Here is a 24,521-nt window from a genome sequence, read left to right on the forward strand (position 1 = left end):
CCCTCAGCGCCGCGTCACCCGGACCATCTCGACGTGGGGGATGCCGTCCTCGTCGTAGACGTCTCCCTCCGCGACGAAGCCGAGGCTCTCGTAGAAGCCGCGCAGGTAGTCCTGCGCGGAGATGCGGATGTCCACGCCGGGGAAGCGCTCCTCCAAGCTGGCGATGCCCTTCTCCGTCAGCTCCCGCCCCAGCCCCCGGCCTCGCGCGCGGGGTGACGCCACCACGCGCCCCAGGCTCGCGGCGCCCGGGTACTTCACGCCCGGGGGCAGGATGCGCAGGTAGGCCGCGAGCCACGGCTTCGACCCCTCCTCCCCGAAGCCCAGCAGGTGGAGGGCGCTCGGGTCGAGCCCGTCCACGTCCTGGTAGATGGAGCGCTGCTCCACCACGAACACCTCCTGTCGCAGGGCGAGCACCGCGTACAACTCGTCCAGCGTCAGCTCCTGGAACGCCTTCCATCTCCAGACGGGCATGCGGAGCCTCTATCACGGCGAGACGCGCCGGGGGCGCCTCAGGCCGCGTGTTGCTCGGGGACCTGCGAGAGCAGCTCCCGGAGCGCGTCCACCTGCTGCCGCGGGTGGTCGGGCTGGGCCTGGACGATGTCGATGGCACGCTGGAGGGCCTGGCGCGCGTCCTCGGGGGCTTCGTGGTCCAGGTGGAGGCGAGACAGCTCGACGAGCGTCGGGACGAGGTACGGGTCGTCCGCCCCCGCCGTGCGCTCCAGGTGCCACAGCGACTCCTGGAGGAGGCGATAGGCATCGGCGTGGTTGCGCTCGCCCAGGTCCAGCGCGGAGGTCTGCAGGGCGATGGCGCTGGCGAGCCGTTCCTGCTCGTCGTCCGTCGTGGCGACGGTGGGGGGCGCCTCGTAACCATCGAGCTCGAGGTTGGCGTCCAGGTCCTCCAGGACCTTGGTGCCCAGCTCGGCGGAGAGCTGCTCCGGCGCCTCGAACAGCGTGAGCGCGGGCTCGGCCTCCACGGGGCGTTGGCCCGGCAGTCCCTTCACCCGCTCGATGCGCTCGGACGGTGGGGGATGCGAGTCGTACGCGTCCACGGGGCGCGAGAACAGCTCCTCGCGGATGAGGGACTGGAGGACGGGCGGGGTGTTGCGCTCCACGGAGTCGAGCGTGCGGAACAGGTCCCGGGCGGGGCGCCCCGCCTGCCGCAGCCGCGCGGCGACCAGGCGGCCCCGGTCGTACGTGGCGCTGCTCTCCACCGCCTTCGACAGGGCGCTGCCGAACGTGTCGCCGCCATAGGCGAGCGCGGAGACCCGGTCGGCGAGCAGCTCCCGGCGGCGCCCATGTCCGGCGGTGATGCGCAGGTAGACGAAGAAGTACGCGCGCAGGTACCAGCCCACCGGGTTGAACGCGCCTCCGCCCATCTCGGCGATGCTCTGGACGACCTGGAGCACCTGCGTCTGGATGCGCCCGATGATGGGCGTCAGCCGCGTCTCGCCGTGGGAGAAGTGGCCGTACTCGTGCGCGAGGATGGACTTCAGCTCCGTCACCGTGAGGCCGCGCAGCGCGCCCATCCCCAGGTGGAGGATGCGCTCGCCCCGCCCGAACAGCACGTTCAGCCGCCCGCCCGCCTCGCGCACGCCGATGCCCGTGCCCGCGTCGAGCAGCACCCGGTCCACCTTGCGCGACCTCGCCACCTCCGCGACCTCCTCCAGCGCGTCGAAGAGGGCGGGCGCCTCCTCGGGGCGGAGCAGCCGGCCCTCCTCGGGTGGCTCGGAGCCCGAGAAGACACCCCGGAGGATGGCGAAGAGGCCGCCGAGGCCCACGAACCCGACGATCAACAGCAGCTTCACCGGGATGACCGGCATCATCGCGATGAGCAGCACGAGGCCACCGGCGATGGCCACCGTCAGCACCAGCATCATCGGGATGGAGACGTAGAACAGCAGGGACGCGAACCAGAGGACCGCCGCGTAGAGCCGGTCCACCCAGCGCTCCCGGCTCGTCTGCTCCGCGCGCAGCAGGTGGAGGTCGTCCGCGCGCAACTGTCCCAGTTGCATGGAGGAGAGCGCGTGTCCCGCGCCCCAGGACAGCAACAACCCCAGTCCGAGGAACAGCGCCATGCCCAGCGGCCACTGCCACAGGCGCCGTCGCCATTGGAGCTTCCGGGACACCTTCTCGACGCGTTTCGACAGGTCCTCGGGTTCCAGGCCCAGCGCATAGGCGCGCTCGAGGGATTCCAGCGCCGCGTCGGGCTCCTCGAGCTGGGTCAGCGTACTGGCGAGCATCAGATGCGGATGGGGATCCGTGCCCTCGGGGGTGAGCTCCAGGACCCGGTGATACAGGTCCCGGGCACGCTCCAGTCGACCTTGGATGAGCGCGACGAAGGCGAGGTTCTCGAGCGCCCGGACATGGTTGGGCTCGACGCTCAGGGCCTCCGTGAGGAGCTTCTCCGCCTCGGGTAGCCGCTCCCGCTCGAGCTCGAAGCCAGCCAGCCTGTTCAGGACATCCGCCTTCCACCGGCCGGCGACTCCATGTTCCAAAGCGTCCCTGAAGTGCTTCTCCGCCCATTCCTTGTCCCCCAGGGCGGAATGGTGCAGGCCCATGAGCCGGTCGACGCGAGGATTGTCGGGGGCCTCGTCCTCGAGTCGTTTGACGTGGGGCGCGGCGTCGTCGGGCTTCTTGGCGTTCAACGCCGCGATGGCGGCGTCGTAGACGGCCTCCAGCTCCGGGCCCAGGGGATGGGGCTCGGGAGCCGCCTGCCCCGCGGATGGAGCCTGGAAGACGAGGAACAAGGTCAGGACGAGTGAATGCATGGAACCCGCGGCGCCCCCCTGTGGATGTCCGCCTTGTAACACGCCGGCCGACCGAGCCACCGACACGCGCCTGCCCTCGCACCGGGGGCTGGACGGTCGGTCACCTGGGCGCGGGACTCGGCGTGCCATTATAGGAAGGCCGCCATGAGCTCCCTGTCGCATCCTCCGACCGTCCCCGCGTCCCCTCCCGGCGTGGACGCCCTGGCCTCGCTCCTCCGTGGGCGCCGCGCCGTCGTGCTCACGGGCGCGGGGTGCAGCACCGAGTCAGGGATCCCCGACTATCGAGGGCCCGGCACCCGAGCCCGCGCGCGCAACCCCATCCAGCACCGGGAGTTCCTCCGCCAGCCGGAGATTCGCGCGCGCTACTGGGCGCGCAGCCTGCTCGGCTGGCCCCGCTTCGCCTCCGCGACGCCCAACGCCGCGCACCATGCCCTGGCGGCGCTGGAGCGCGAGGGGCGGGTGCTCGGGCTCATCACGCAGAACGTGGACCGGCTGCACCACGCGGCGGGCAGCTCTCGCGTCATCGAACTGCACGGCGCGCTGGCGCGGGTGCGGTGCCTCGACTGCGGGGCGATGGAGGGCCGCGACGGGCTCCAGCAGCGGTTGCTCGCGCTCAACCCGGGCTTCTCCCACCAGGTACTGGAGCTGCGTCCGGACGGCGACGCGGAGCTGACGTCGGAGCAACTGTCCTCCTTCCAGGTCCCCGCGTGCCTGGGCTGCCAGGGGACGCTGAAGCCGGACGTGGTGTTCTTCGGCGACAACGTTCCGCGTCCCACGGTGGACGAGGCGTTCGCGCTGCTGGAAGAGGGGGACGCGCTGCTCGTCGTGGGCTCGTCGCTGGCCATCTTCTCCGGCTATCGCTTCCTGGTGCGCGCGTCGGAGCGGCGGATGCCCATCGGCATCCTCAACATCGGCGAGTGCCGGGGCGTGGAGCTGGCGGACGTATGCGTGGAGGCGAAGGCGGGCGAGGTGCTCCCCGCGCTCGTGTCCTCGCTCGCGCGAAGCTGAGGCCCGCGCACCTCAGCGCCAGCGCACGGTGGCCGTGAGGTGGTCGAGGAACACGCGCACGCGCGCGGGCAACTGTCCGCCCTGGCCCACGAAGACGGCGTGGAAGGACTCGGTGTCGCCGGGGTTGAACGCCTCCAGGACGGGCAGCAGCGTCCCGGCCGCGAGGTCCTCCGCCACCTGGAAGTGCGCCAGCCTCGCGAGCCCGCCGCCCGCGAGCGCGACGAGGCGCAGGGCTTCTCCCTCGCTCGCCTGGAGGCCACCCGAGGGCGGGACCATGAGCGTCGCGCCGTTCTCCGTCAGGGGCCACCCCTCCACGGCGCGCGTGTAGCTGAAGCCGAGCCGCTGGTGGGTCAGCAGCTCGGAGGGGGCGCGTGGCATGCCGTGGCGTTCGAGATAGGCGGGGGCGCCCACGATGACCATCCGCGTCTCGAACAGCTTGCGCGTGACGAGCTGTGAGCTCTTCATGGGGCCGGCGCGGATGGCGACATCGGTCCGGTCGTCGATGAGGTCGATGATCTGGTCCGTCAGGATGACGTCGACCGACATCGCGGGGTAGCGGGCGATGAACGCCGGAAGGTGGGGGATGAGGAAGCACCGGCCGAACGCCGAGCTGGTGTTGACCCGCAGCCGCCCCACGGGCTCGTCGCTGGTCGACACGCCCCGCTCGGCCTCCTCGAGCTGTGCGAGCAACCGCACGCTGCGCTCATAGAAGGTGCATCCCTCGGGGGTGAGCTGGAGCGCGCGGGTGGAGCGGTTGACCAGCCGGGCTCCCAGTCGCTTCTCGAGGCGGGCCACCAGCTTGCTGACCGCGGAGGGCGTCATGCGCAGCGCGCGGGCGGCGGCGGAGAATCCGCCCAGGTCCACCGCCCGGACGAACACCTCCATCTCTCCGAAGCGGTTGATGTCTGGTCTGGCCATCGTGAGCCCGATTCACAGGTGCTGTTCCACACGGCGCTCTACCGCCGCGGACGCGCGCCGACCATACAAGGCCCCATTCCACTCTTCCATGGAGGACAGCGAAGCCATGCCGCTGGCCTTGTTCGCATTGACCGCTGGCGCCTTCGGCATCGGCGTCACGGAGTTCGTCATCATGGGCTTGTTGATGGAGGTGGGCACCGACCTGGGTGTGTCCATCTCCACGGCGGGCCTGCTCATCTCCGGCTACGCGCTGGGCGTCGTCGCGGGGGCGCCCGTCCTGACGGTGCTGACCGGCCGGTGGCCCCGCAAGCGCGTGCTGCTGGTGTTGATGGTCCTCTTCACGCTGGGAAACATCGGCTGTGCCATCGCACCCAGCTACGGCGCGTTGATGGCGGCGCGGGTGCTGACGGCGCTGTCTCACGGGACGTTCTTCGGCGTGGGCTCCGTGGTGGCCACGGGGCTGGTGTCGCCGGACCGTCGGGCTTCGGCCATCGCGCTCATGTTCACCGGGCTGACGGTGGCCAACATCCTCGGGGTGCCGCTGGGGACGTGGCTGGGGCAGGGGTTGGGGTGGCGCGCCACGTTCTGGGCGGTGGCGGGCATCGGCCTGGTGGCGGTGTTGGTGATTGCCTTCTTCGTCCCCCGGGACGCGGGGGCGGTGGAGTCGAGCGACTGGCGCGACGACGTGAAGGCCTTGTCGCGGCGACCGGTGCTGCTCGGGTTGTTGACGACGGTGCTGGGGTTCGCGGGCGTGTTCGCCGTCTTCACGTACGTGGCGCCGCTCCTGACGCAGTTGAGCGGGTTCTCCGCGTCGGCGGTGTCGCCGGTGCTGCTCGTCTTCGGCGGTGGGCTGGTCGTGGGCAACCTGGTGGGCGGGAAGCTGGCGGATCGCTGGCTGGTGCCCACCATCCTGGGCTCGCTCGCGGCGTTGGTGCTGGTGCTCGGGGGGATGACGTTCGGCGTGCATGACCGCGTGGGCGCGGTGGTGTTCGTCGCGCTGCTGGGGGCGGCGGGCTTCGCGACGGTGCCGCCGCTCCAGATGTGGGTCCTGGAGAAGGCGTCCGGGGCGGGGCAGAGCCTCGCGTCCAGCCTCAACATCGGGGCCTTCAATCTCGGCAACGCGCTGGGGGCATGGCTCGGGGGCGAGGTGATTGCACGGGGGCCGGGACTCCAGGCCGTCCCATGGGTCGCGGCGCTGGTGCCCCTGGCCGCCATCGTCGTGGTGCTCGTCGCGCTGCGCCTGGAGTCGGGGGCGAGGGCCGTCGAGGTGTCACCGATGCGGAGGCGCGCGTCATGAGCCGGAAGGTCGCCCTCGTCGTGGGTGCGCAGGGTGTCATCGGCCGCAACCTCGTGGAGCACCTGGTGGCGCTGGGGGATTGGGAGGTCATCGGCCTGTCTCGGCGGGCGGGCGCGGCGTCGGAGCGGGTGCGGCACGTGGCGGTGGACCTGCTCGACGCGGAGGATTGCCGGCGGAAGCTCTCGGAGCTGGGGCGGGTGACCCACGTGTTCTATGCGGCGTACCAGGACCGGCCGAGCTGGGCGGAGCTGGTCGCGCCCAACGTGGCGATGCTGGTCAACGTGGTGGAGGCGCTCGAGCCGGTGGCGACGGGGCTGGAGCACGTCAGCTTGATGCAGGGCTACAAGGTGTATGGCGCGCACCTGGGGCCCTTCAAGACGCCGGCGCGGGAGTCGGACCCGGACCACATGCCGCCCGAGTTCAACGTGGACCAGCAGCGCTTCCTGGAGCAGCGGCAGCGGGGCAAGGCGTGGACGTGGTCGGCCCTGCGGCCCTCGGTGGTGTGTGGGTTCGCGTTGGGCAACCCGATGAACCTGGCGATGGTCATCGCCGTCTACGCGTCCATCTCGAAGGAGCTGGGGCTGCCGCTGCGCTTCCCGGGCAAGCCGGGGGCTTATGACTCCCTGCTGGAGATGACCGACGCGGGGCTCCTGGCGAAGGCCACGGTGTGGGCGGCCACGGACCCGCGCTGCGCGAACCAGGCGTTCAACATCAACAACGGGGACCTGTTCCGCTGGAGCGAGCTGTGGCCGAAGATTGCCCGCTCCTTCGGGCTGGAGGTCGCGCCGCCGCTGCCCATGTCGCTGGACGTGGTGATGGCGGACAAGGGTCCGCTCTGGGAGGAGATGACCCGGAGGCATGGACTCGCGGGCCACTCGTACGAGGAGGTCTCGTCGTGGCGCTTCGGTGACTTCGTCTTCTCGTGGAACTACGACATGTTCGCGGATGGTTCGAAGGCGCGCCGGTTCGGCTTCCATGAGTTCGTCGACACGGAGGCCATGTTCCTGCGCATCTTCGAGGACCTGCGCAGGCGCCGGGTCATTCCGTGAGCCGAGCGACCCACGCGTGCGTCAACGCGTGGGCAGCTCGCGGAAGGTGAGGCCCTCCAGTTCCAGGGCGCGCACGGCGTCCACGAAGCGCTCCGTGGCGATGAGCATGGTGGCGAAGTTGCCCAGGCGGAACAGGTCCAGCTCCGTCGGGAGGATGGCCGCGGCCAGGACGGGTTCGTCCGGGCGACTGAACCCATGGCGGCCACACGTGGGGCAGGGAGGGGGCGTCTCCACGGGGATGCAGTCGGGGTGCAGGGCCCCTCGGTGCTCGAGCTGGACCTCTCGCAGCGCTGGCGCTGGCTTCTGGCGGAACTTCACGGCCGTGGGATGGCCCGTCATGCCGCGCACACCGGTTGCCTGGAGTCGCTCCAGCGCTTCTTGGTGAGCCAGCAGCACCGAAGTCATCCAGATGAAGTCAGGCAGTCTCCCGGCGGACTTTCCTTCCAGGGGGCCGAACCCGGTGCCAGGAGGAAGCCATGCATTCGGAGGGGCCAGTGGGCGGACGAGCTCACGCAGTCGCGAGAACTCGGGGAACGGCTCTGGCCTGGCTCTTTCGAACTCGTGGTGCTCTGGAATGAGCGAGAGGTCGATGCCGGGGTAGTCGTGACCTGTGCTGCTCCAGGTCAGGAGGCAAGTGGGGCAGCCCTTCAAGCCAGGCAAGCCCCACCGGTGGGCGGCCTCGACCCACCCGCCGTACCGCGCGACGACCGCGTCGTCTTCATCCACCCAAAAGAATCGCCTCATGTCTCCTCAAGCGCCGGGCTTCGAATAGTAGGGCCGGATGGGGTCTCCGCTGAGCTGAAAGCGGTAGATGAGTTCTCCCGCATGCTTGAAGATCGCCTCCGACGACGCATCCGGGTTCGCCCGCCGGAATTGCCGCCAAGCATCATTCCATGCGCCTCCTCGTGCAGTACCGTCATGGATCCGTCGGTGGACCGCGAGCGGGATGGGCATGGTGTAGTCGTGGATCTTCACGCCTTGGCGCTCGAACCACAGCGCCAGGTCGGACGCCTGCGGGAAGATGTGATGTTTCTCCCAGCGTCCTGGCGTGAGCCGGTGCGAAGGCGGGATGACTCGTGACGGTGCCCCATTCCAGTTGGGGAACGTCATGACCGAGCCCGGGGGGAGTTGCTGCGCGGCCCCCCAGTTCCTTCGAGGCCCACTGCCAGGTGCTGCCGCGGCGGCAGGCGGGCGTGAGGGCGGGAATCGTGCCTGCTCTACGTCCGCTGGGAGTTCCTCGCAGCGGTAGAAGCCGCAGACATCGTCCAGGCACACGAGGGTGACACACGCGTCTTCGCCAGGGTCGTCACACTCGACCTCCGCTCCATCCCATGCTGCCTGCACGGAGGGCCTGGTCGCGGAGGCACAGCCCAACCAGCTCACTGCGAGGAGAGAAAGCCAGAAACCGGGAATGGCTCGCATGAAAGGAAAAGCTACCAGGTCGCTCGCTCGTCCGGGCCCGCGAGGTCGGGGGACACTGGCGATGCGCGGAAGCGTTCCCCTCGTCCCCGGTTGGCGATAGGAGTGTGGGCGGACTGCCAGGAGCGACGCCAGTGGACGCGAACCAGATTGCGGGCAATGGGATGCAGCAGATCATCGGCTTCATCCTGGAGCTGGACAAGCTCAAGGGCGTGACGCGCAAGACGCGGCCCCTGGGGCTCACGCGCTACGAGAACTCCGCCGAGCACAGTTGGCAGATTGCCTTGCTCGCCACGTCGCTCGCGCACTTCGCGCCCTCCGACATCGACGTCAACCGCGTCATCCGCATGCTGCTGGTGCACGACATCGGCGAAATCGACACCGGTGACACGCTCGTCTACGTCGAAGGAGGGTGGAAGGAGCGCAAGGCCGCCGAGCTGGCCGCCGTGACGCGCATCTTCGGCCTGCTCCCCGGCACCCAGGGTGCGCCCTTCCTGGAGCTGTGGCAGGAGTTCGAGCGCGGCGAGTCCCCCGAGGCCCGCTTCGCCAACGCGGTGGACCGCGCCATGCCCGTCCTCCTCAACCTCGCCAACGAGGGCCAGAGCTGGCGCGAGAACGGCATCAGCCACGCCCGCGTGGTGGGGCGTATCGCCGCCCCCATCCAGGAAGGTTGCCCCGCCCTGTGGACCTACCTCGAGGGCAAGCTCGACGAGGCCCGCGCGAAGGGCTGGTTCGGCGCCTGAACCGGCGCCGGCACGTGGCCGGCCCGGACGACGTAGTCCCCGAACCCTTCTTCCGGCCGCCGCTCGGTCGCGTAGGCCGCGAAGAGTGGATCCAGCGCCGCGAGGATGGCGGCCTCGTCGATGTTCTCTCGATAGAGGCGGTTGAGTCGCTGGCCTCGCGCATCTCCGCCGAGGTGCAGGTTGTAGCGACCCGGCGCCTTGCCCACGAGGCCGATCTCCGCGAGGTACGGCCGCGCGCAACCATTCGGGCAACCCGTGATGCGCAGCAGGATGTTGGCGTCCTGGAGTCCATGCGCCAGCAGCCGTGCCTCCACGCGCTCGACGAAGGAGGGCAGGTAGCGCTCGGCCTCGGCCATCGCCAGGCCACAGGTCGGGAGCGCCACGCAGGCCAGCGCGTGGCGCCGCAGCGGACTGGCCGTCCGGAAGCTCTCCAGTCCATGGGCCCGCACCAGGGCGTCGACCGCGTCGCGTGTCTCGGGTGCGATGCCGGCGATGACCAGGTTCTGATTGGGCGTCAGCCGGAAGTCACCCGTGTGGATGCGGGCAATCTCGCGCAGCGCGGTGAGGTGCGTGGCGCCGGGCTGGTCCGCGACCCGTCCACTGTCCAGGTGCAACGTCAGGTGCCAGCGTCCGTCATGTCCCTCCTTCCAGCCGAAGCGGTCTCCGTTGTGCTCGAAGACGAACGGGCGCACCGGCTCCAGCGCGAAGCCGAGCCGCCGCTCCAACTCCTCGACGAACCACGCCACGCCCCGGTCCTCCAGCACGTACTTCAACCGCGCCCGCTTGCGATTCGTCCGGTCGCCGTGGTCGCGGTGGATCTTCAGCACCTCCTCCGCCACCGCGAGCATCCGCTCCGGCGCCACGAAGCCGATGACATCCGCCAGCCGGGGGAAGGTGTTGGTGTCGCCGTGTGTCGCCCCCATGCCGCCACCCACCGCGACGTCGAAGCCACGCAAGGCGCCGTCCTCGATGATGGCGACGAAGCCCAGGTCCTGGGCGAACAGGTCGACGTCGTTTTCAGGAGGTACCGCCACCGCGGCCTTGAACTTCCGGGGGAGGTACGTGGGGCCATACAGCGGCTCCTCCTCGCCCCCGCCGACCTTCTCCTCGTCGAGCCACAGCTCGTAGTACGCGCGGGTCCTCGGCAGCAGGTGTTCGGACAGGCGGACCGCCCAGTCATACACCGTCGCGTGGACGCGCGAGTCCACGGGGTTGGGATTGCACAACACGTTGCGGTTGACGTCGCCACAGGCGGCCAACGTGTCGATGAGCGTGGCGTTGATGCGTGCGATCGTCGGCTTGAGGTCGCCCTTGAGGATGCCGTGGAGCTGGAACGCCTGCCGCGTGGTGATTCGCAGCGTGCCGTTGGCGTGGGTGCGCGCGAGCCCGTCCAGGGTGAGCCACTGGGCCGGCGTGCAGACGCCACCCGGGAGGCGGGTGCGGAGCATGAAGCTGTAGTCCGGCTCCAGCTTCTGTTGGCGGCGCTCCTCGCGCAGGTCCCGGTCGTCCTGCTGGTAGCTGCCGTGGAACTTGATGAGGCTGGTGTCCGAGGACGCGAGTGCGCCGGTCACCGGGTCCGCGAGGCTTTCGGCCAGGGTTCCTCGCAGGAGCCGGCTCTGCGCCTTGATGTGCTCCACCTCGGTGAGGGGCTTGGGCTGGGTGCTCATGTCAGTGCTCTCGTTCGACAAGGATTCAGTAGACGTCCCGCAGGTATCGGCGCTCGTCCCGCAGCGCCTTCAGCCAGTCCTCGGCGGCCTCGCGACTCCGGTCTCCATGAGTGGCGACGATGTCCACCAGCGCCGCGTGGACGTCGGGGGCCATGCGCTTCGCGTCTCCGCACACGTAGAGCGAGGCGCCGCCGTCCAGCCACGCGAACACGTCGCGCCCCGCCTCGCGCAGCCGCTGCTGCACGTAGACCTTCTCGGCGGTGTCCCGGGAGAAGGCCAGGGAGAGCCGATGGAGCGTCTTCTTCTTGAGCGCCTCCTGCCACTCCGACTGATAGAGGAACTGGCTCCGGAAGTGCTGCTCCCCGAAGAAGAGCCAGTTGCGCCCGCGAGCCCCCGTCTCGGCCCGTTCCTGCACGAAGGCCCGGAAGGGGGCCACTCCCGTTCCCGGGCCGATCATCAGCACGTCGCGGTCCCCGTCCTCTGGAAGGCGGAACCGCTCGTTGGCCTCCACGAAGACACGCACCGTTTCGGCCTCCGCCACGCGCGTGGCGAGGTGGGAGGAGGCGGCGCCGAAGTGGCGCGTCCCGAACGCCTGATAGTCCACGACCGCGACGGTGAGATGTGCTTCCTCCCCCACGCGCTTCGGACTGGAGGCAATCGAATACAGCCGAGGCGTCTGCTTGCGCAGGGCCAGCACCAGCTCCCGTGCATCCCAGCGCGCCCGGTGCTCGCGCAGCACGTCGATGACCTGATGGCTCTCGAGCAGCGCGCGGAACGCCTCCGCAGCGCCAGGGGCGAGCACCGCCTGGAGCGCGGAGCTCGAGGCGAGCGCGGCATGTCGCTCCAGGAAGGGTCGGCTCAGCCGCGTCAACTCCAACTCGTCGGAGAGCCACCGGGCCAGCGGCAGCGTCTTCCCGTCGCGCGTGACGGCTTCGTCGCCGCTGAGCTGCTGGAGCGACAGCACCGCGTCCACCAGCTCCGGTGGGTTCGGCGCCCAGACGCCCAGGGCATCGCCAGGCAGGTACTCCAGGCCCGAGCCCGCGAGCGAGAGCTCCACGTGTCGGACGTCCTTGAGCGCGCCTCGACCGGTGATGCGCTGGTTGACCAGCACCTCCGCGGTGAACGGGGACTCCTTGCCCACGGACGGCACCGTGCTGGTCGTGCCTCGCAACGGCACGACGGTGGCGACGGACGGCGTCTCCCGCTCGAGGACCTCACGCGTCTTCGCGAGCGCCTGGTCGAGCCAGCCCGCGGCGACCGGCTCGAAGTCGAGGTCGCAGTCCGCCCGCTCCAGCAGCCGCGTCGCCCCCAGTTCCGTCAACCGCGTATCCAGCACGCGGCCCACCTCGCAGAACTTCGGGTAGCTCGAATCACCCAGTCCCAGGACGGCGTACCGCAGGCGCTCGAGCCTCGGCGCGCGCTTGCCCAGGAGGTGCTCGCAGAAGCCCCGGGCGTCGTCGGGCGGGTCTCCGTCTCCCTGGGTGCTGATGACCAACACGAGCAACTGCTCCTTGGCCAGGTCCTTCACGGGGTACTCGCTGGCCCGAATCAGCCTCACGGGGAGCCCCGTGCTCTCGACCTGCCGCTTCAGGCGCTCGGCGAGCAACCGGCTGTTCCCCGTCTGCGTGCCGTAGACGATGGTGAGCGGGGACGCCGTCGCGGCGGAAGGCGTCGCGACGGGGGCTTGGGGCTGGAGCGCAGCGGGTGTCCCCGCGCGCGCGGCGAGCCCCGCGCTATAGCCGCTCACCCAGTGCAGCGAGGCGGCGTCCAGTCCGTCGAGGAGTTTCAGCAACTGGGCCCCACGCTCCTCGCCCAGCAGCGCGGTGATGAAGGCCGGCGTCGACCGGGCGGCCCCTCCGGAGGGCGTGGCGCTCATGAGTTGCTCCCGTGCAGGACGCCGATGCGCTCCACCCAGCGCTCCAACGACTCGCCCTCGTCGAGCTCGAGCCAACTGGTCCCCGCGTCACGCGCCTCTTCCCGGAGCGCGCGTCGGACCTGCGGCGCGTCCGCTCGCACCAACGCGAACAGTCCCGCTCGTGCCAGGGCCAGCGCGACCTCCACGTCGCCGCTGGTCGTGGCCACATGGCGCCCCAGGTCGAACAGCCTGCGCTCCAGGGTGACCGACTGGCTCGCGGCCCCGGTGCCCGCCGGCAGCAGGACGATGGCGCCGTGCTGACCGAGCCGCGCGCGTCGCTCCGCGGTCGTCACGAGGGATTCGACCCCCTGGCTCGAGGAGGCCTCGGCGGGCCCCAGCACCATGCCCGCGCCCACCGTGTCGTGGGTGAGGGCGTCGATGATGATGAACGCTCCCGTGCTCCGGTTGTCCTGGTACGCGTCGCAAATCAGCGGGCGCCGGCACACCAGCCGCACCTTCCCGATGTCGTTGAGCGACAGCGATTCGGCGGGCTGCTCCGACAGGTCCTCCAGCTCCTTGCGCCACACCACCCGCTCCACCTGCGTCGGGGCGGTGCGCGTGGTCTGCTTCACGAGGTAGCGACGCGTGACGTCCAACGGCTGCTCGGAGAACCACACGACCATCGCGTCGAGGTGCTGGAGCGCCAGCGGCGGATGCGCCACATGGGCCAGCACGTCGCCCCGGCTCGCGTCCACCTCATCCGCCAGCCGCAGCGTGACGGACATGGAGGCGGAGGCCTCCGTCAACGGGCCATCGAAGGTGTCGATGGCCTCCACCCGCGTGCGGCGCCCGGAGGGCAGCACCTGGATTTCATCGCCGACGCGCACCGTCCCGGAGGCGACCTGTCCGGCGAGGCCCCGGTAGTCCTGGTGGGGCCGGAGCACGTACTGGACGGGGAGTCGGAACGGGGCGCCGTCGCGCCGCCGCTGATGGGGGAGCGACTCGAGCCACCCGAGGAGCGTGCCTCCCTCGTGCCAGGGCGTGCGCGCGCTGGGCCGGGTGATGTTGTCGCCCCGGCTGGCGCTCACGGGGAACAGGCGGACCCCCTCGAACCCGAGCGTGAGGGCGAAGTCCACCAGCTCCGCGCCGATGCGCTCGAAGGTGGCGCGGTCGAAGTCGACCAGGTCCATCTTGTTCACCGCCACCGCGAGGTAGGGGATGCCCAGCAGCGAGGCGATGTACGCGTGCCGCCGGGTCTGCGGCAGCACCCCCAGGCGCGCGTCGACGAGGATGACCGCCGCGTCCGCCGTGGAGGCGCCGGTGGCCATGTTGCGCGTGTATTGGATGTGTCCGGGGGTGTCCGCGATGATGACCTTGCGGCGGGGCGTGGACAGGTACCGGTAGGCGACGTCGATGGTGATGCCCTGCTCGCGCTCGGCGCGCAGGCCGTCGGTGAAGAGCGAGAAGTCCAGCTCCTCCGGCTCGGCGCCCGCGGCGGCCTTGAGCCCCTGCGCGAGCAGCTCCGGCGGCACCTCCGTGCGCGTGGCGGCCCGCTTGGCGCTGGCGCGGCGCACGGCGGCGATCTGGTCCTCGAAGAGGCCATCGCACTCATAGAGAAGGCGGCCGATGAGCGTGGACTTCCCGTCGTCGACGGAGCCGACGACGACCAGCCGCAACAGCTCGCGGCGCGAGTGCTCGTCGAGGAGCTGCTGGACGTCGAGCGGGGGCGGGGACTGGAGTGCGGTGTCCATCAGAAGTACCCCTCGCGCTTCTTCAGCTCCATGGAGCCTTCCTCGTCGTGGTCGATGAGGCGGCCCTGCCGCTCGGACTGCCGGGCGTGGACCATCTCGTGGATGATGGCCTCCACCGTGGTGGCGGAGGATTCGATGGCGCCGCTGAGCGGGTAGCACCCCAGCGTGCGGAAGCGCACCCGGCGCGGCGTGGGCCGCTCCCCCGGACGCAGGCGCATGCGTTCGTCATCCACCATCAGCAGCGTGCCGTTGCGGTCGATGACCGGACGCTCCGCCGCGAAGTAGAGCGGCACCACGGGGATGCGCTCGCGCAGGATGTAGTGCCACACGTCCAGCTCGGTCCAGTTGGAGAGCGGGAAGACGCGCATGCTCTCGCCCGCGTCCACGCGGCCGTTGAAGAGGTTCCACAGCTCGGGCCGTTGCCGCCTCGGGTCCCACTGGCCGTGCCGGTCCCGGAAGGAGAACACGCGCTCCTTGGCGCGCGACTTCTCCTCGTCCCGCCGCGCTCCGCCGAAGGCCGCGTCGAAGCCATGCAGCGCGAGCGCCTCCAGCAGCGCCTGCGTCTTCAGCGCGTGCGTGTATTTCTGGCTGCCATGGTCGAAGGGGTTGATGCCTTCGGAGAGCGCCCGCCGGTTCTGGTGCACGAGCAGCCGGAACCCGTGCTTCGCCACGAAGGCGTCCCGGAAGGCATACATGTCCCGGAACTTCCACGTCGTGTCCACATGGAGCAGCGGGAAGGGCAGGGGGGCCGGGTGGAAGGCCTTGCGCGCCAGGTGCAGCAGGACCTGTGAGTCCTTGCCGATGCTGTAGAGCATCACCGGGTTGGCGAACTCGGCCACCGTCTCGCGCAGGATGTGGATGCTCTCGGCCTCCAGCTCCGCGAGGTGCGGGGCGTGTGCCTGGACGACGTCACTCATGGCCCACCTCCGCGACGCGGACGGGAGCGCGCGCCCCCTCCATCGTTCCTCCCTTCGCCGCGAGCGACGGCAGCCTCGCCCGCAGCGACACCACCTCTCCGATGACGAGCAGCGAGGGCGTGCCGACAGCGGACCGCTGGGCCCGCGTGGCGATGTCGCCCAGCGTCCCCTCCACCACGCGCTGGTGCTCCCAGGTGCCCGCCTCCACCACCGCCGCGGGCGTCGAGGCCGCGCGGCCCGCGTCGATGAGCGCCTGGGTGGCCTCCTCCAGCCGACGGCCCGCCATGAACAGCACCAGCGTCTGGGCGCGCGCGAGGAACGACCAGTCGGGAGCGCCGTCCGCGCGGAACGCGGTGGCGAACGTCACCTCGCTGGCGACGTCGCGGTGGGTGACCGGGATGGCCGCCGAGGCCGGCACGGCGATGCCCGCGGACACCCCGGGCACCACCTCGTAGTCGATTCCCGCCGCCTCCAACGCGAGCGCCTCCTCCGCGCCCCGGCCGAAGACGAACGGGTCGCCGCCCTTGAGCCGCACCACCTGGCGCCCCAGGCGGGCCTGGGCGATGAGCACGGTGTGGATGTCCTCCTGGCGCACGGACTCGCCGCCGCCCTCCTTGCCCACGTAGATGAGGCGCGCGCGGGGCCTCGCGTGCTCCAGGACCCCGGGGTGGATGAGCCGGTCGTGGACGACCGTGTCCGCCTGTCTCAACAGCAGCGCCGCGCGCAGCGTGAGCAGCTCCGGATCTCCCGGCCCCGCTCCCACCAGGTACACGCGACCCCTCGACGACTCCTTCATGTGGGCTCTCCCGACGACTTCCAGTGCTTCAATTCCGTGCGCAGCCGCGCCGTGGCGGCCGCGCGCTCTCCGCGCGCCAACAGCGCGCCGATGTCTCCGTCCACCAGTCGCTTGAGCAGCCGCTGACGCTCCGCTCCCCGGGGCAGGTGCCGACGCAGCCAGCCGCTCAGGCGCGCCAGCCAGACGTGATGGGGCTCCACGTGCCGGGCCAGCTCGCGGCGCAGGTGACGCGCGAGCGCGGGCGCCAGCCCCGCGGTGGACACGGCGACGGTGATGGGCCCACGCCGCTCCACCGAGGGCAGCGTGAAGTCACACAGCGCCGGCTCGTCCGCGACGTTCACCCAGAGCCCCAGGGCCCGGGCCTCGTCCGCCACCTCGAGGCCCACCCGCGGTTCGTCCGTCGCGACCAGCACCAGCGCATGGCCCCGCGCATCGCCCGGCGCGTAGACGCGGGGCTCCCACTCCAGGCGGCCCGTGGCCGCGAGCGCGCGCAGCGCCGCCGTGACCTCCGGGGCGATGAGGTGGACCCTCGCGCCCGCGTCGACCAGCGCCAGCGCGCGGCCCTCCGCGACGTTGCCGCCACCCACCAGCAGGACCCGGCGTCCCGCGAGTCGCAGGCACACCGGGTAGTCAGGAACATGGGACCCCATGGCGCGTGTCAGCGGACCGGGTGCAGGCCGCATTCGGTGTGCTCGCGCGACTCCCACCACCAGCGCCCGGCGCGCTCGTCCTCGTAGGGCTTCACCGCGCGCGTGCAGGGGGCGCAGCCGATGGAGGGGTAGCCGCGGTCGTGCAGCGCGTTGTAGGGCACGGCGTTCACCCGGACGTGCTCCCAGACCTGCTGACGCGTCCACGCGGCCAGCGGGTTGAGCTTGAGCAGGCCCCCGTGCTCGCGGTCGTGCTCCACGGTGGCGACCGCCGCGCGGTTCTGGGACTGCTCGCGTCGCAGCCCCGTCACCCACGCGTCGCGGCCGTGCAGCGCGCGCCGCAGCGGCTCCACCTTGCGGATGGCGCAACACTCCTTGCGCGCCTCCAGGCTGCGTCGAAACGAGAAGTAGCCCTGGGTCGACTCCAGCGCCTCGACGCGCGCCCGCTCCGGGAAGTAGGTCTCCACGGTGACGCCGTAGCGGTTGCGGACGACCTCGATGAGCTCGTACGTCTCCGGTGGCAGGCGCCCGGTGTCGAGCGTGAAGACGCGCATGCTCGGCGCGTGCCTGCGCGCCAGGTCGATGAGGACCATGTCCTCCACGCCGAAGCTGGCGGCGATGGCGGCGCGCGCGCCCAGCCGTTGCTCGACCCACGCGAGCAGCTCCTCGGCGGGCGCGTCCCGCAGCGCGAGGGCCTCGGCGACGAGCGCCTCGGAGGGGGCCCCTGCTTCGGGGGTGGGAGATGGAACTGGCGGGGACATGCGGGGCTCCAGGGGGAAAACGAGAACGGCCCGCGCCTCTTTCGAGGGCGGGCCGCGCGAGCAGGGAAGGTCGGGGAGGAGACTGCTAGTCGCTCCGCGATGCTCGGCACCCGCCAGGCGGCGGACACACGGGACACGCACACGACAGACAGCACCCGAGGGCGTGCGTCCGCGCCTCACCGCCGTGCCGCGCACCCGTCCACGACGCGCCCGGAGCCGGGCTCGGCATCAGTGGGAACGAGGACGGGGCGACGGCAGGGGACATGGAGGACGGGGCGGCGGAAGGACGGAACGCGGGAAGACCAGCACCTCGGGAGGAGGGAGGGCCGGCGGAGAGGCGCGAGGACTCAGGGAGATTCCGGCGCGCGCTTCAACAGCCCAGGCCCATGGGGGCACGACAGGCACACGCCCGACAGCGGCAGCGGAGCAGCGCGGCGGTCGGGGTGGAAGGCGTCGTCACGGAACGCAAGGTACCGGTGGAGACCTCCAGCCGTCAACCCGACCCCCTCGGACGAGCACGTGGGGAATCCCACCTCGACGCAGCCCGGACCTGGACGGGGCCCTCGCGATGCACGCTCCCCGACATGGGGTCGGGCGGCGTGTGCGCGGGAGTGGACGGCGCGCGGACCTGGAGGGAGAGGGCGGGGAAGGGAGCCCTCGTTGCCGGGCGCGGGGCGGACACCACCTTTGCCTCCAGGACTCGTTCCACGAACCGAGAGGAGCCCACTCATGGCGCAGACCGGCAAGGACGTCGATACGCTCAACTCCTTCCTCCGGGGGGAGATCTCCGCCGTGGAGACGTACCGGATGGCGATGCCCCACGTCTCCGACGACGTGCGGCGGCGGACCCTGGAGGAGTGTCAGCGGGACCACGAGCGGCGTGTCGAGGCGCTGCGCGAGCGAATCCGGCAGCTCGATGGCGAACCGGCCCATGGCTCTGGTGTCTGGGGAACGTTCTCCAAGCTGGTCCAAGGGGGCGCGGACGTGCTGGGGGAGAACGCCGCCATCTCCGCGCTGGAGGAGGGCGAGGACCACGGCCTCCATGACTACGAGCGCGACGCGGACAAGGTGCACGGAGACCTGCGACGCTTCGTGCGCATGGAGCTGCTGCCCGCGCAGAAGAGCACCCACAAGAAGCTCAGCCACCTGAAACACACGCTTCACTGAGCGCGTGGGCCACTTCCGCATTCCGCTGAGGGCCTCATCTTCCAGTCCCGCCCACATCGTCTGGTCGAGGAGCGGCCCGTCGGCCCTGTGTCCGGGGCCAAACTCCGCGTCCAGACGGTGTGGAGCCTGGAGGTTGGTGGGACGGCGTGCAATAACCGGCAGTCCGCCGACGAGGCTGGAGGAGATGCATGTGGCTGGACGACAGCTCATCGGATCGCGACCAGGGCTCCGGTGAGGGCTCGCGCCCGGAGGAGCGGGTGACACGGACCGAGGCGACACCGTCGGGCAGCGACTCCGAACAGTCGCCCGCAGCGCTCAAGGAGGGCAGCCACGCGGGGGCGCTGAGCGCCAGTTGCGAGGCGCTGTTCCGGGCCACCGAGCAGGTGCTGCCGTGGGCGTGGAAGCTGTTGCAACTGGCCAAGGGCCCGGGGGCGCTGAGTGGCGCGGCGCGCGCCGCGTCGCTGGAGTTCCTGGACCGGATTCCTCCGCACGTGCGCCGGGGTGTCAGCGAGCTGCAGGCGTTCAGCAACCTGTGGCAGGCCGTCTGCACGCGGCTGGGGCGTCCGGTGGCGCGCTCCACGGAGGAGCTGCAGCGCGAGCTGAACGAGGACCTCCAGTTGCTGCTGCGTGGCGCCCAGGCGCGGTTGGGCACCACGGCGGCGCTCGAGCAGGGCCTGCTGCTGCACCTGGGGCGGCTGCGCGAGTCCCGCGGCACGGAGCCCGGCGCGGCGCTGGAGCTGCGCGCGGCGCTGGACGCCTTCACGCACGCGGTGACGGAGGTGATGGCCGCGGCCAGCGCGTACCGCCGCGCGTGGGAGTCCGCCGAGGCGGAGCTGTCCGAGTCCGCCGCGTGGCTGGGCGCGGGCGACCCGGGCTTCTGCGCGTGGCTGGCGGAGCACCTCTCCGCGTCCGTGCCCGCGTGGCGCGAGGCGCACGCCTCCAGCCGGCTGCTCCAGGAGCTGGGCGCGCTCTCCAGCCCCCGGTAGCGCGCTCCCGTCCTCAGGGCTCCACGAGGATGCGCTGGCGGTGCAGCTCCAGGAGGATGTCCTCGGAGAGGTCCGCCTGCTTGTGCTCGCGCAGGTGCTGGCGCACCGCCTCCACCGGCACGCGGCCGGTGAACTCCACCAGCAGGCCGTAGGCCTCGCCCGGCAGGGCCACGGCGTCGAAGTCGCTGTACGCGCCCAGGGCGACGGAGCCATCCGGGAGCCACTGCACCGTGGCGTCCGGGTTGAACTTGAGGGTGCGTGGGAGGGTGGGGGAGACGGCCGTCTCGAACAGCTTCTCGACGGTGCGCTGCTCGATGACGCCATCCAGCCCGAGCAGCTTCTCCAGCCCCTCCGCGGGCAGCTCGCGCACCAGTCGGTAGCAGGCGCGGAAGTAGTCCAGCTCCTTGCCCTCGTGCTCCTTCCACAGGGCCGCGTACGTCCGGGGGGGCGGGGGTGCGTCGTCGAGGTCCTCCACCTCGAGCGGGGCGGGCTGGAGCTCCGGGCGGTCCTTGCCGGAGAGGATGTAGTCAGGCAGCAGCTGGAGCGCGGTCCAGCGCGACAGTTGGATCTCCGCCAGCGTCAGGTACGTCTTCAACGACATGTAGAAGCGGCGCCCGTCCGCGCCCGCCACGTACTTGCAGAAGAAGGTGGAGCAGACGGCCTCGCGGTAGGGCCAGATGGTGCAGCCGCCCGTCTTCTCCGCGTAGTACGGGCAGCGCAGGGACGCGGCGCGGCCGAAGAACTGGTGTCCGTTCTTGTAGAGGAAGTTGAACTTCGCCGGGGGCTTCACCCACTGGGGCGTCACGCCGACGCGGCCCTGGATGCGCGCCTCCATGCGGCGGCGCCCCTCGGCCAGCTCCGGTCGGTCATCCGACAGGAGCGCGCCGACGAGGTAGTTGGGCAGGCGCGGGAAGTAGGTGCAGCACTTGGTGTCGGCGCGGAAGAAGCGGCTGACGCCATCCACCGCGTCGACGGCGCCGGTGGCGGAGTCGCGGCACATGGCGCAGTGGGAGCAGGTGGCCTTGGTCTCCTCGGGCACGTCCTGTCGGTAGAAGGCGGGGAGCAGGTCCCGATACAGCGCGGGCAGGGTGTCGATGAGACGAGGCATGCGGCGTTCCTGATGGAAGGGGCGCGCTCAACGCGCCGACGGGTCGTACCATTCCAACCGGTACGTGCAGGATTCGGGGTCGTGGCGGGTCCGGGTGATGGTCAGCCCCCGCACGCCGATGCGGTGCAGCCCCTCCTCCAGCACGCCCTCCACGAAGCCCTCGGTGGCCTCCGGCTCGTTGAACCAGAGCTCGGCGGTGGTGGGGGTGACGACGGTGACGCGTGTCTCCGTGAAGTTGTTGCCGCTGCGGAAGTTGTGCGTCATGCGGCCCAGCGAGCGCATGGGGCCCAGCACCCGCGCGAGCGTGAGCACGGCGGCGCCCATGACCGTCTGGGCGTAGCCTTCGATCATCCGCCGCGCCAACTGCCTCCGTGCGTCCTCCAGGGGACGGTCCGGGTAGAGCGTGCGCCCTACTTCGTCCAGGCAGGCCACCCACACCGTGTGCGGATACGCGGCCTGGAGCGGCCCATCCAGGTCCATCCCGAGCGTCCTCAACTGGGAGCGCAGCTCGTAGGACAGGTCCCTGTCGAGCGTCTTCAGGTAGAGGCTGTCGACGGTGTTGCCGAAGATGACGCGCTCCTGGCTCATGCGCTCGTGTCCCCGATGAGACCGGGGGACCCACCCCCCAGCGGCGGCGCATTCTCCACGGAGCCGACGTCCGGAGGCCAGTCCTCTCGACGTGCCCTGGGGGGTGGGGCGCCTCGCGCGAGCACGCGTCCGGGATGTCGACATCACCACGCGTGCTCGCGCCGCGATGCAGGCTCATCCACGATGCATGGATGCGACATGTGGCCATGGCCGCCAGGAGGCACCTCGGCGCGCGGGCGCGGCTGTGATTGGAGACGGGCACCTGGGGCCAAGGCGCTGGAGGCGTGGGCCGGTCGTGGAACCGGACACCTCGCCGTGGCGCGGTGCTCCAGCGGCATGCGTCGCGTGCGCGTGCATTTGTTGCGTGCGCTTGATGGCGGAGGGCGCGCGGCCCCAGCCGTTGAGGGTGGAAGTCTCTGACCACGTTGCGCCGAGGCGCGCTGGAGCGACGTGAGCCTCGCTGCGCGTGCGTCGTGGTGAGACTCCGCGCCGCAATCCACGAGGTTCACCTGGACGCCAGGTGGGAGGGCGTGAAGGCATGAGTCGCTCATCACCCGTGGGCGCGCTTCTCGTCAGAGAGCCTCACCGCGAGAGGAGAGTGTCCGCTAGAATGCACGGCCGATGCGGTGGGTCATCCCAACGGCGGGCTTGCGCGGGACACGTGCCATGGACGGTTCCGGTTCCTTCCCTTCGTTCGCTGTGCTCCGCGGTGAGGATGTGCTCACGCGCATCCGTGACGCCGTGTCGCAGAAGTTCCCGCACTTCCTCCCGGTGGCCCGGCTCTCGCTGTCGGCGCTGGTGGGCTTCTGCGACGGTGTGCAGCAGTTGTTCCCCGCGAGCCGTCCGTCGAGCGTCGTGGAGTCGCTGACGACGTGGGAGCGCTTCCTGTCCACGGAGCCTCGCTCGCGACGCATCATGATGACGGTGCAGCCGCTGGGCGTGGACACGGCCGGGGAGGCGTGGGCACCGGCGCTCCTGGCGTGTGTGGCCCGCTGGCACCGGGACAGTCGGGGGCTGCGCTACAACCAGTCCACGGATGTCTGGCTGGCGGGGTTGGAGCGCGAGGGATTGGATCCGCGTCAGCCGGCCACCGACGACGGCGTGCTCACCGTGGCCCTCACGCACGCGAGCGGGGGCTTCGTGGTGGCGCGCCTGCCTCTGGAGGACGCGGCGCTGACGCCAGAGGCGGTGGCGGCGAGCCTGACGGCCGTGGCGCCGTGCTCGCTGTCGGAGGCGCGGCGGGACGGGCTGCATCCCCAGGTGGTGGTGGACGTGGCGGGCCGCGGGGACAGCGCCTGGACGTCACACCTGCTGACGACGAGCGCCTGGCTGGGCGCGCGGGTGGACCCGACGACGGGGTCGCTGGAGCTGGCCTTCGACCACCTGGTGATGGATGGCTCCGCGATGATGGAGCTGTCACGGCGGGTGGCGGCCGCGCTGCCGCGTCGCGCGGACCGCGAGGACGCGGGGGAGTGGCTCACGGGCCCCCAGGACCCCACGCCGCTGTTGCGCGTGGAGCTGCCGGAGCGGATCGACTTCCGCAACCTGGCGTGCGCGACGCTGACGGCCCTGGAGCGCTCGGGCGCGGGCCTGCTGCGCAGCCAGAACCCCACCATGCTGGTGCCGGTGTTGCCGGATTCGCCCGCGCACGTGGAGCGCGCGTGGCGGCGCATCCGCATCGCGGTGGTGCCGGCGCGCACGCGCGACGGGGAGATTTCACCGGAGCAGGTGTCCACCCTCCTGGCGCGCACGCGGGGGGCGGGGGGCGTGCTGGACGACATCTTCTCCACGCTGTACTCGCCGTCGCTGCCGTGGTGGCTCCCGTCGATGACGACGCACGGCTTCGCCTTCACGCCGGGCCTGCGCCAGGTGGCCACGGCGCTGGCGGGCAACGCGCTCCTGTCGAAGATCACCGTCGAGGTGGAGGACGAGGCGGCGCTGGCGGCGCAGACGCCCATCTACTTCAACACCATGCGCCCCCTCCCCGCGGTGGGAGGAGGGGTGGCCCTCTGCGTGACGGAGGTGCTGTGCAGGACGCGCAACGGTGTGCGCAAACGCTTCTTCGCGGCGGTCGCCGGCAGCGGGCCCTTCACGGCGCGCGAGCGACTCGTCGCCTTCCGCGCCGAACTGGCGCCCCAGGTGCTCCGCAGGACCCGTCCCCCTCCCCCGTCGTTGCGGTAACCCTCCGTCCCCCCCGGAGCAGGAGTCCCCCAACATGGTCGCCCCCCCAGACCCTGCACGCATCCTCCCGAGACTGCATCTCAAGTTCCCCTTCTCCCCCGACTATCCGCGCATCTGGCACAAGAACGGCGTGGGTTCGACGCACCTGTGGAACGGCCTCAACATGCTGTTCCCGGAGGGTGAGCGGTTCTTCATCCGCAGCGTCAACCACTACCTCCCCCGCCTGGACGACACCCCCGACCTGCGCGTGCAGGTGAAGGCGTTCTTCGCGCAGGAGGGCAAGCACGCCCACGAGCACCAGGACTACATCGAGTTGCTGAAGTCGCAGGGGTTCGACGTCTCCGGCTTCATGCGCGTGTTCCACCGCATCGTCTGGGACGTCATCCACCGCTACCTCCCGCCCGCGCTGTGTCTGGCCATCACCGCCGCGTTGGAGCACTACACGGCCATCATGGGCTCGGACACGCTGACGCTGGGCGTGTTCGCGGACAGCCACCCCGCCATGCGCGCCCTCATCGAGTGGCACGCGGCGGAGGAAATCGAACACAAGTCCGTGGCGTTCGACGTGCTGCGCAAGGTGGCGCCCGGCTACGGGCTGCGGGTGCTGGGGATGCTCATCGGCGTCGCGGCCCTGTTCGGTTTCTGGTTCCTGGCCACGGTGACGCTGCTGCGCCAGGAGCCCGGGCTGGGCTGGGTGGGGGTGACGCGCGAGCTGCGCCAGGCCCACCGCAAGGACCCGGTGCTCCAGCGCGTGCTGTGGCGGGGCTTGAAGGAGTACCTCCGTCCCTCCTTCCACCCGCTGGATGACGACAACCTCCACGTCGCGCGCGCCTACCTCGCCATGTACGACGCGCCCCAGCCGAAGGCGGAGGCGGCGTAGGGCCTCCGTCGTGGT

Annotated in this window: 22 protein-coding genes; 8 read left to right on the plus strand and 14 right to left on the minus strand. The window is 70.9% G+C overall.

Annotated features, from left to right (window positions below; all coding sequences use genetic code 11):
- Window positions 1-3: 3 nt before the first annotated feature.
- Together LZ198_RS01220 and LZ198_RS01225 are read right to left on the minus strand one after the other, a co-directional pair.
- Window positions 4-471, minus strand: coding sequence for a GNAT family N-acetyltransferase (locus tag LZ198_RS01220; protein WP_253969974.1), 468 nt, complete (start codon window positions 469-471; stop codon window positions 4-6).
- Window positions 472-509: 38 nt separating this feature from the next.
- On the minus strand, window positions 510-2,768 hold the full coding sequence (locus tag LZ198_RS01225; protein WP_253969975.1) for a tetratricopeptide repeat protein: 2,259 nt from the start codon (window positions 2,766-2,768) through the stop codon (window positions 510-512).
- Window positions 2,769-2,912: 144 nt separating this feature from the next.
- Here LZ198_RS01225 and LZ198_RS01230 point away from each other — a divergent pair, with 144 nt between their 5' ends.
- Entirely contained in the window at window positions 2,913-3,776 is an 864-nt protein-coding gene (locus LZ198_RS01230) for an NAD-dependent protein deacetylase (RefSeq protein ID WP_253969976.1), read from the plus strand.
- A 12-nt stretch (window positions 3,777-3,788) separates the two neighbouring features.
- Here LZ198_RS01230 and LZ198_RS01235 read toward each other — a convergent pair whose 3' ends face one another.
- Complete coding sequence (locus LZ198_RS01235) at window positions 3,789-4,694, minus strand: LysR family transcriptional regulator (protein ID WP_253969977.1); 906 nt, start codon at window positions 4,692-4,694, stop codon at window positions 3,789-3,791.
- Window positions 4,695-4,800: 106 nt separating this feature from the next.
- On the opposite strand from LZ198_RS01235, the gene LZ198_RS01240 reads away from it, so the two are divergent.
- Window positions 4,801-5,991, plus strand: coding sequence for an MFS transporter (locus tag LZ198_RS01240; protein WP_253969978.1), 1,191 nt, complete (start codon window positions 4,801-4,803; stop codon window positions 5,989-5,991).
- On the plus strand, window positions 5,988-7,040 hold the full coding sequence (locus tag LZ198_RS01245; RefSeq protein ID WP_253969979.1) for an SDR family oxidoreductase: 1,053 nt from the start codon (window positions 5,988-5,990) through the stop codon (window positions 7,038-7,040). The genes LZ198_RS01240 and LZ198_RS01245 overlap by 4 nt, the downstream gene beginning before the upstream one ends.
- Window positions 7,041-7,061: 21 nt before the next feature.
- On the opposite strand, the gene sitI6 is transcribed toward LZ198_RS01245, so the two are convergent.
- Both sitI6 and sitA6 read right to left on the minus strand, forming a co-directional pair.
- Window positions 7,062-7,784 carry a SitI6 family double-CXXCG motif immunity protein gene (sitI6, locus tag LZ198_RS01250; protein WP_253969980.1) on the minus strand — a complete coding sequence of 241 codons (723 nt, stop codon included), beginning with the start codon at window positions 7,782-7,784 and terminating at the stop codon, window positions 7,062-7,064.
- A gap of 6 nt (window positions 7,785-7,790) precedes the next feature.
- Window positions 7,791-8,462, minus strand: a complete 672-nt coding sequence (sitA6, locus tag LZ198_RS01255; protein ID WP_253969981.1) for a SitA6 family polymorphic toxin lipoprotein — start codon at window positions 8,460-8,462, stop codon at window positions 7,791-7,793.
- Between the two features lie 131 nt (window positions 8,463-8,593).
- Between sitA6 and LZ198_RS01260 the strand changes: the two genes are divergently transcribed.
- Complete coding sequence (locus tag LZ198_RS01260) at window positions 8,594-9,202, plus strand: HD domain-containing protein (RefSeq protein WP_253969982.1); 609 nt, start codon at window positions 8,594-8,596, stop codon at window positions 9,200-9,202.
- Here LZ198_RS01260 and cysI read toward each other — a convergent pair.
- The 7 genes from cysI to LZ198_RS01295 are packed head-to-tail and all read right to left on the minus strand — an operon-like array spanning window position 9,148 to window position 17,596.
- Complete coding sequence (gene cysI, locus LZ198_RS01265) at window positions 9,148-10,869, minus strand: assimilatory sulfite reductase (NADPH) hemoprotein subunit (protein WP_253969983.1); 1,722 nt, start codon at window positions 10,867-10,869, stop codon at window positions 9,148-9,150. The two genes, LZ198_RS01260 and cysI, sit on opposite strands and share 55 nt — an antisense overlap.
- Window positions 10,870-10,894: 25 nt before the next feature.
- A complete protein-coding gene (locus LZ198_RS01270) occupies window positions 10,895-12,745 on the minus strand; it encodes an assimilatory sulfite reductase (NADPH) flavoprotein subunit (RefSeq protein WP_253969984.1) in 1,851 nt (616 codons plus the stop codon).
- Window positions 12,742-14,475: a GTP-binding protein gene (locus tag LZ198_RS01275; RefSeq protein WP_253969985.1), complete on the minus strand. Its 1,734-nt coding sequence runs from the start codon at window positions 14,473-14,475 to the stop codon at window positions 12,742-12,744. Before LZ198_RS01275 ends, LZ198_RS01270 begins: the two co-directional genes overlap by 4 nt.
- Window positions 14,475-15,392, minus strand: a complete 918-nt coding sequence (gene cysD, locus LZ198_RS01280; protein WP_253969986.1) for a sulfate adenylyltransferase subunit CysD — start codon at window positions 15,390-15,392, stop codon at window positions 14,475-14,477. The genes LZ198_RS01275 and cysD overlap by 1 nt, the downstream gene beginning before the upstream one ends.
- Complete coding sequence (gene cobA / locus LZ198_RS01285) at window positions 15,385-16,188, minus strand: uroporphyrinogen-III C-methyltransferase (RefSeq protein WP_253969987.1); 804 nt, start codon at window positions 16,186-16,188, stop codon at window positions 15,385-15,387. The genes cysD and cobA overlap by 8 nt, the downstream gene beginning before the upstream one ends.
- Complete coding sequence (locus LZ198_RS01290) at window positions 16,185-16,838, minus strand: precorrin-2 dehydrogenase/sirohydrochlorin ferrochelatase family protein (protein WP_253969988.1); 654 nt, start codon at window positions 16,836-16,838, stop codon at window positions 16,185-16,187. The genes cobA and LZ198_RS01290 overlap by 4 nt, the downstream gene beginning before the upstream one ends.
- 8 nt (window positions 16,839-16,846) lie before the next feature.
- Window positions 16,847-17,596: a phosphoadenylyl-sulfate reductase gene (locus LZ198_RS01295; RefSeq protein WP_253969989.1), complete on the minus strand. Its 750-nt coding sequence runs from the start codon at window positions 17,594-17,596 to the stop codon at window positions 16,847-16,849.
- A 729-nt stretch (window positions 17,597-18,325) separates the two neighbouring features.
- On the opposite strand from LZ198_RS01295, the gene LZ198_RS01300 reads away from it, so the two are divergent.
- Together LZ198_RS01300 and LZ198_RS01305 are read left to right on the plus strand one after the other, a co-directional pair.
- Window positions 18,326-18,763 carry a DUF2383 domain-containing protein gene (locus LZ198_RS01300; protein WP_253969990.1) on the plus strand — a complete coding sequence of 146 codons (438 nt, stop codon included), beginning with the start codon at window positions 18,326-18,328 and terminating at the stop codon, window positions 18,761-18,763.
- A gap of 188 nt (window positions 18,764-18,951) precedes the next feature.
- Window positions 18,952-19,749: a hypothetical protein gene (locus tag LZ198_RS01305; RefSeq protein WP_253969991.1), complete on the plus strand. Its 798-nt coding sequence runs from the start codon at window positions 18,952-18,954 to the stop codon at window positions 19,747-19,749.
- Window positions 19,750-19,762: 13 nt separating this feature from the next.
- Here the strand turns inward: LZ198_RS01305 and LZ198_RS01310 are convergent, their stop codons facing one another.
- Together LZ198_RS01310 and LZ198_RS01315 are read right to left on the minus strand one after the other, a co-directional pair.
- A complete protein-coding gene (locus LZ198_RS01310; RefSeq protein ID WP_253969992.1) occupies window positions 19,763-20,857 on the minus strand; it encodes a hypothetical protein in 1,095 nt (364 codons plus the stop codon).
- A 27-nt stretch (window positions 20,858-20,884) separates the two neighbouring features.
- Window positions 20,885-21,445 (minus strand): DUF2378 family protein, encoded by a 561-nt coding sequence (locus LZ198_RS01315; RefSeq protein ID WP_253969993.1) that lies wholly within the window; start codon window positions 21,443-21,445, stop codon window positions 20,885-20,887.
- 717 nt (window positions 21,446-22,162) lie between these two features.
- Here LZ198_RS01315 and LZ198_RS01320 point away from each other — a divergent pair.
- Window positions 22,163-23,626: a hypothetical protein gene (locus LZ198_RS01320; RefSeq protein WP_253969994.1), complete on the plus strand. Its 1,464-nt coding sequence runs from the start codon at window positions 22,163-22,165 to the stop codon at window positions 23,624-23,626.
- A gap of 34 nt (window positions 23,627-23,660) precedes the next feature.
- On the plus strand, window positions 23,661-24,506 hold the full coding sequence (locus LZ198_RS01325) for a metal-dependent hydrolase (RefSeq protein ID WP_253969995.1): 846 nt from the start codon (window positions 23,661-23,663) through the stop codon (window positions 24,504-24,506).
- The last annotated feature ends 15 nt before the right edge of the window (window positions 24,507-24,521 follow it).

It is taken from the genome of Myxococcus dinghuensis (assembly GCF_024198235.1).
Lineage (GTDB): Bacteria > Myxococcota > Myxococcia > Myxococcales > Myxococcaceae > Myxococcus > Myxococcus dinghuensis.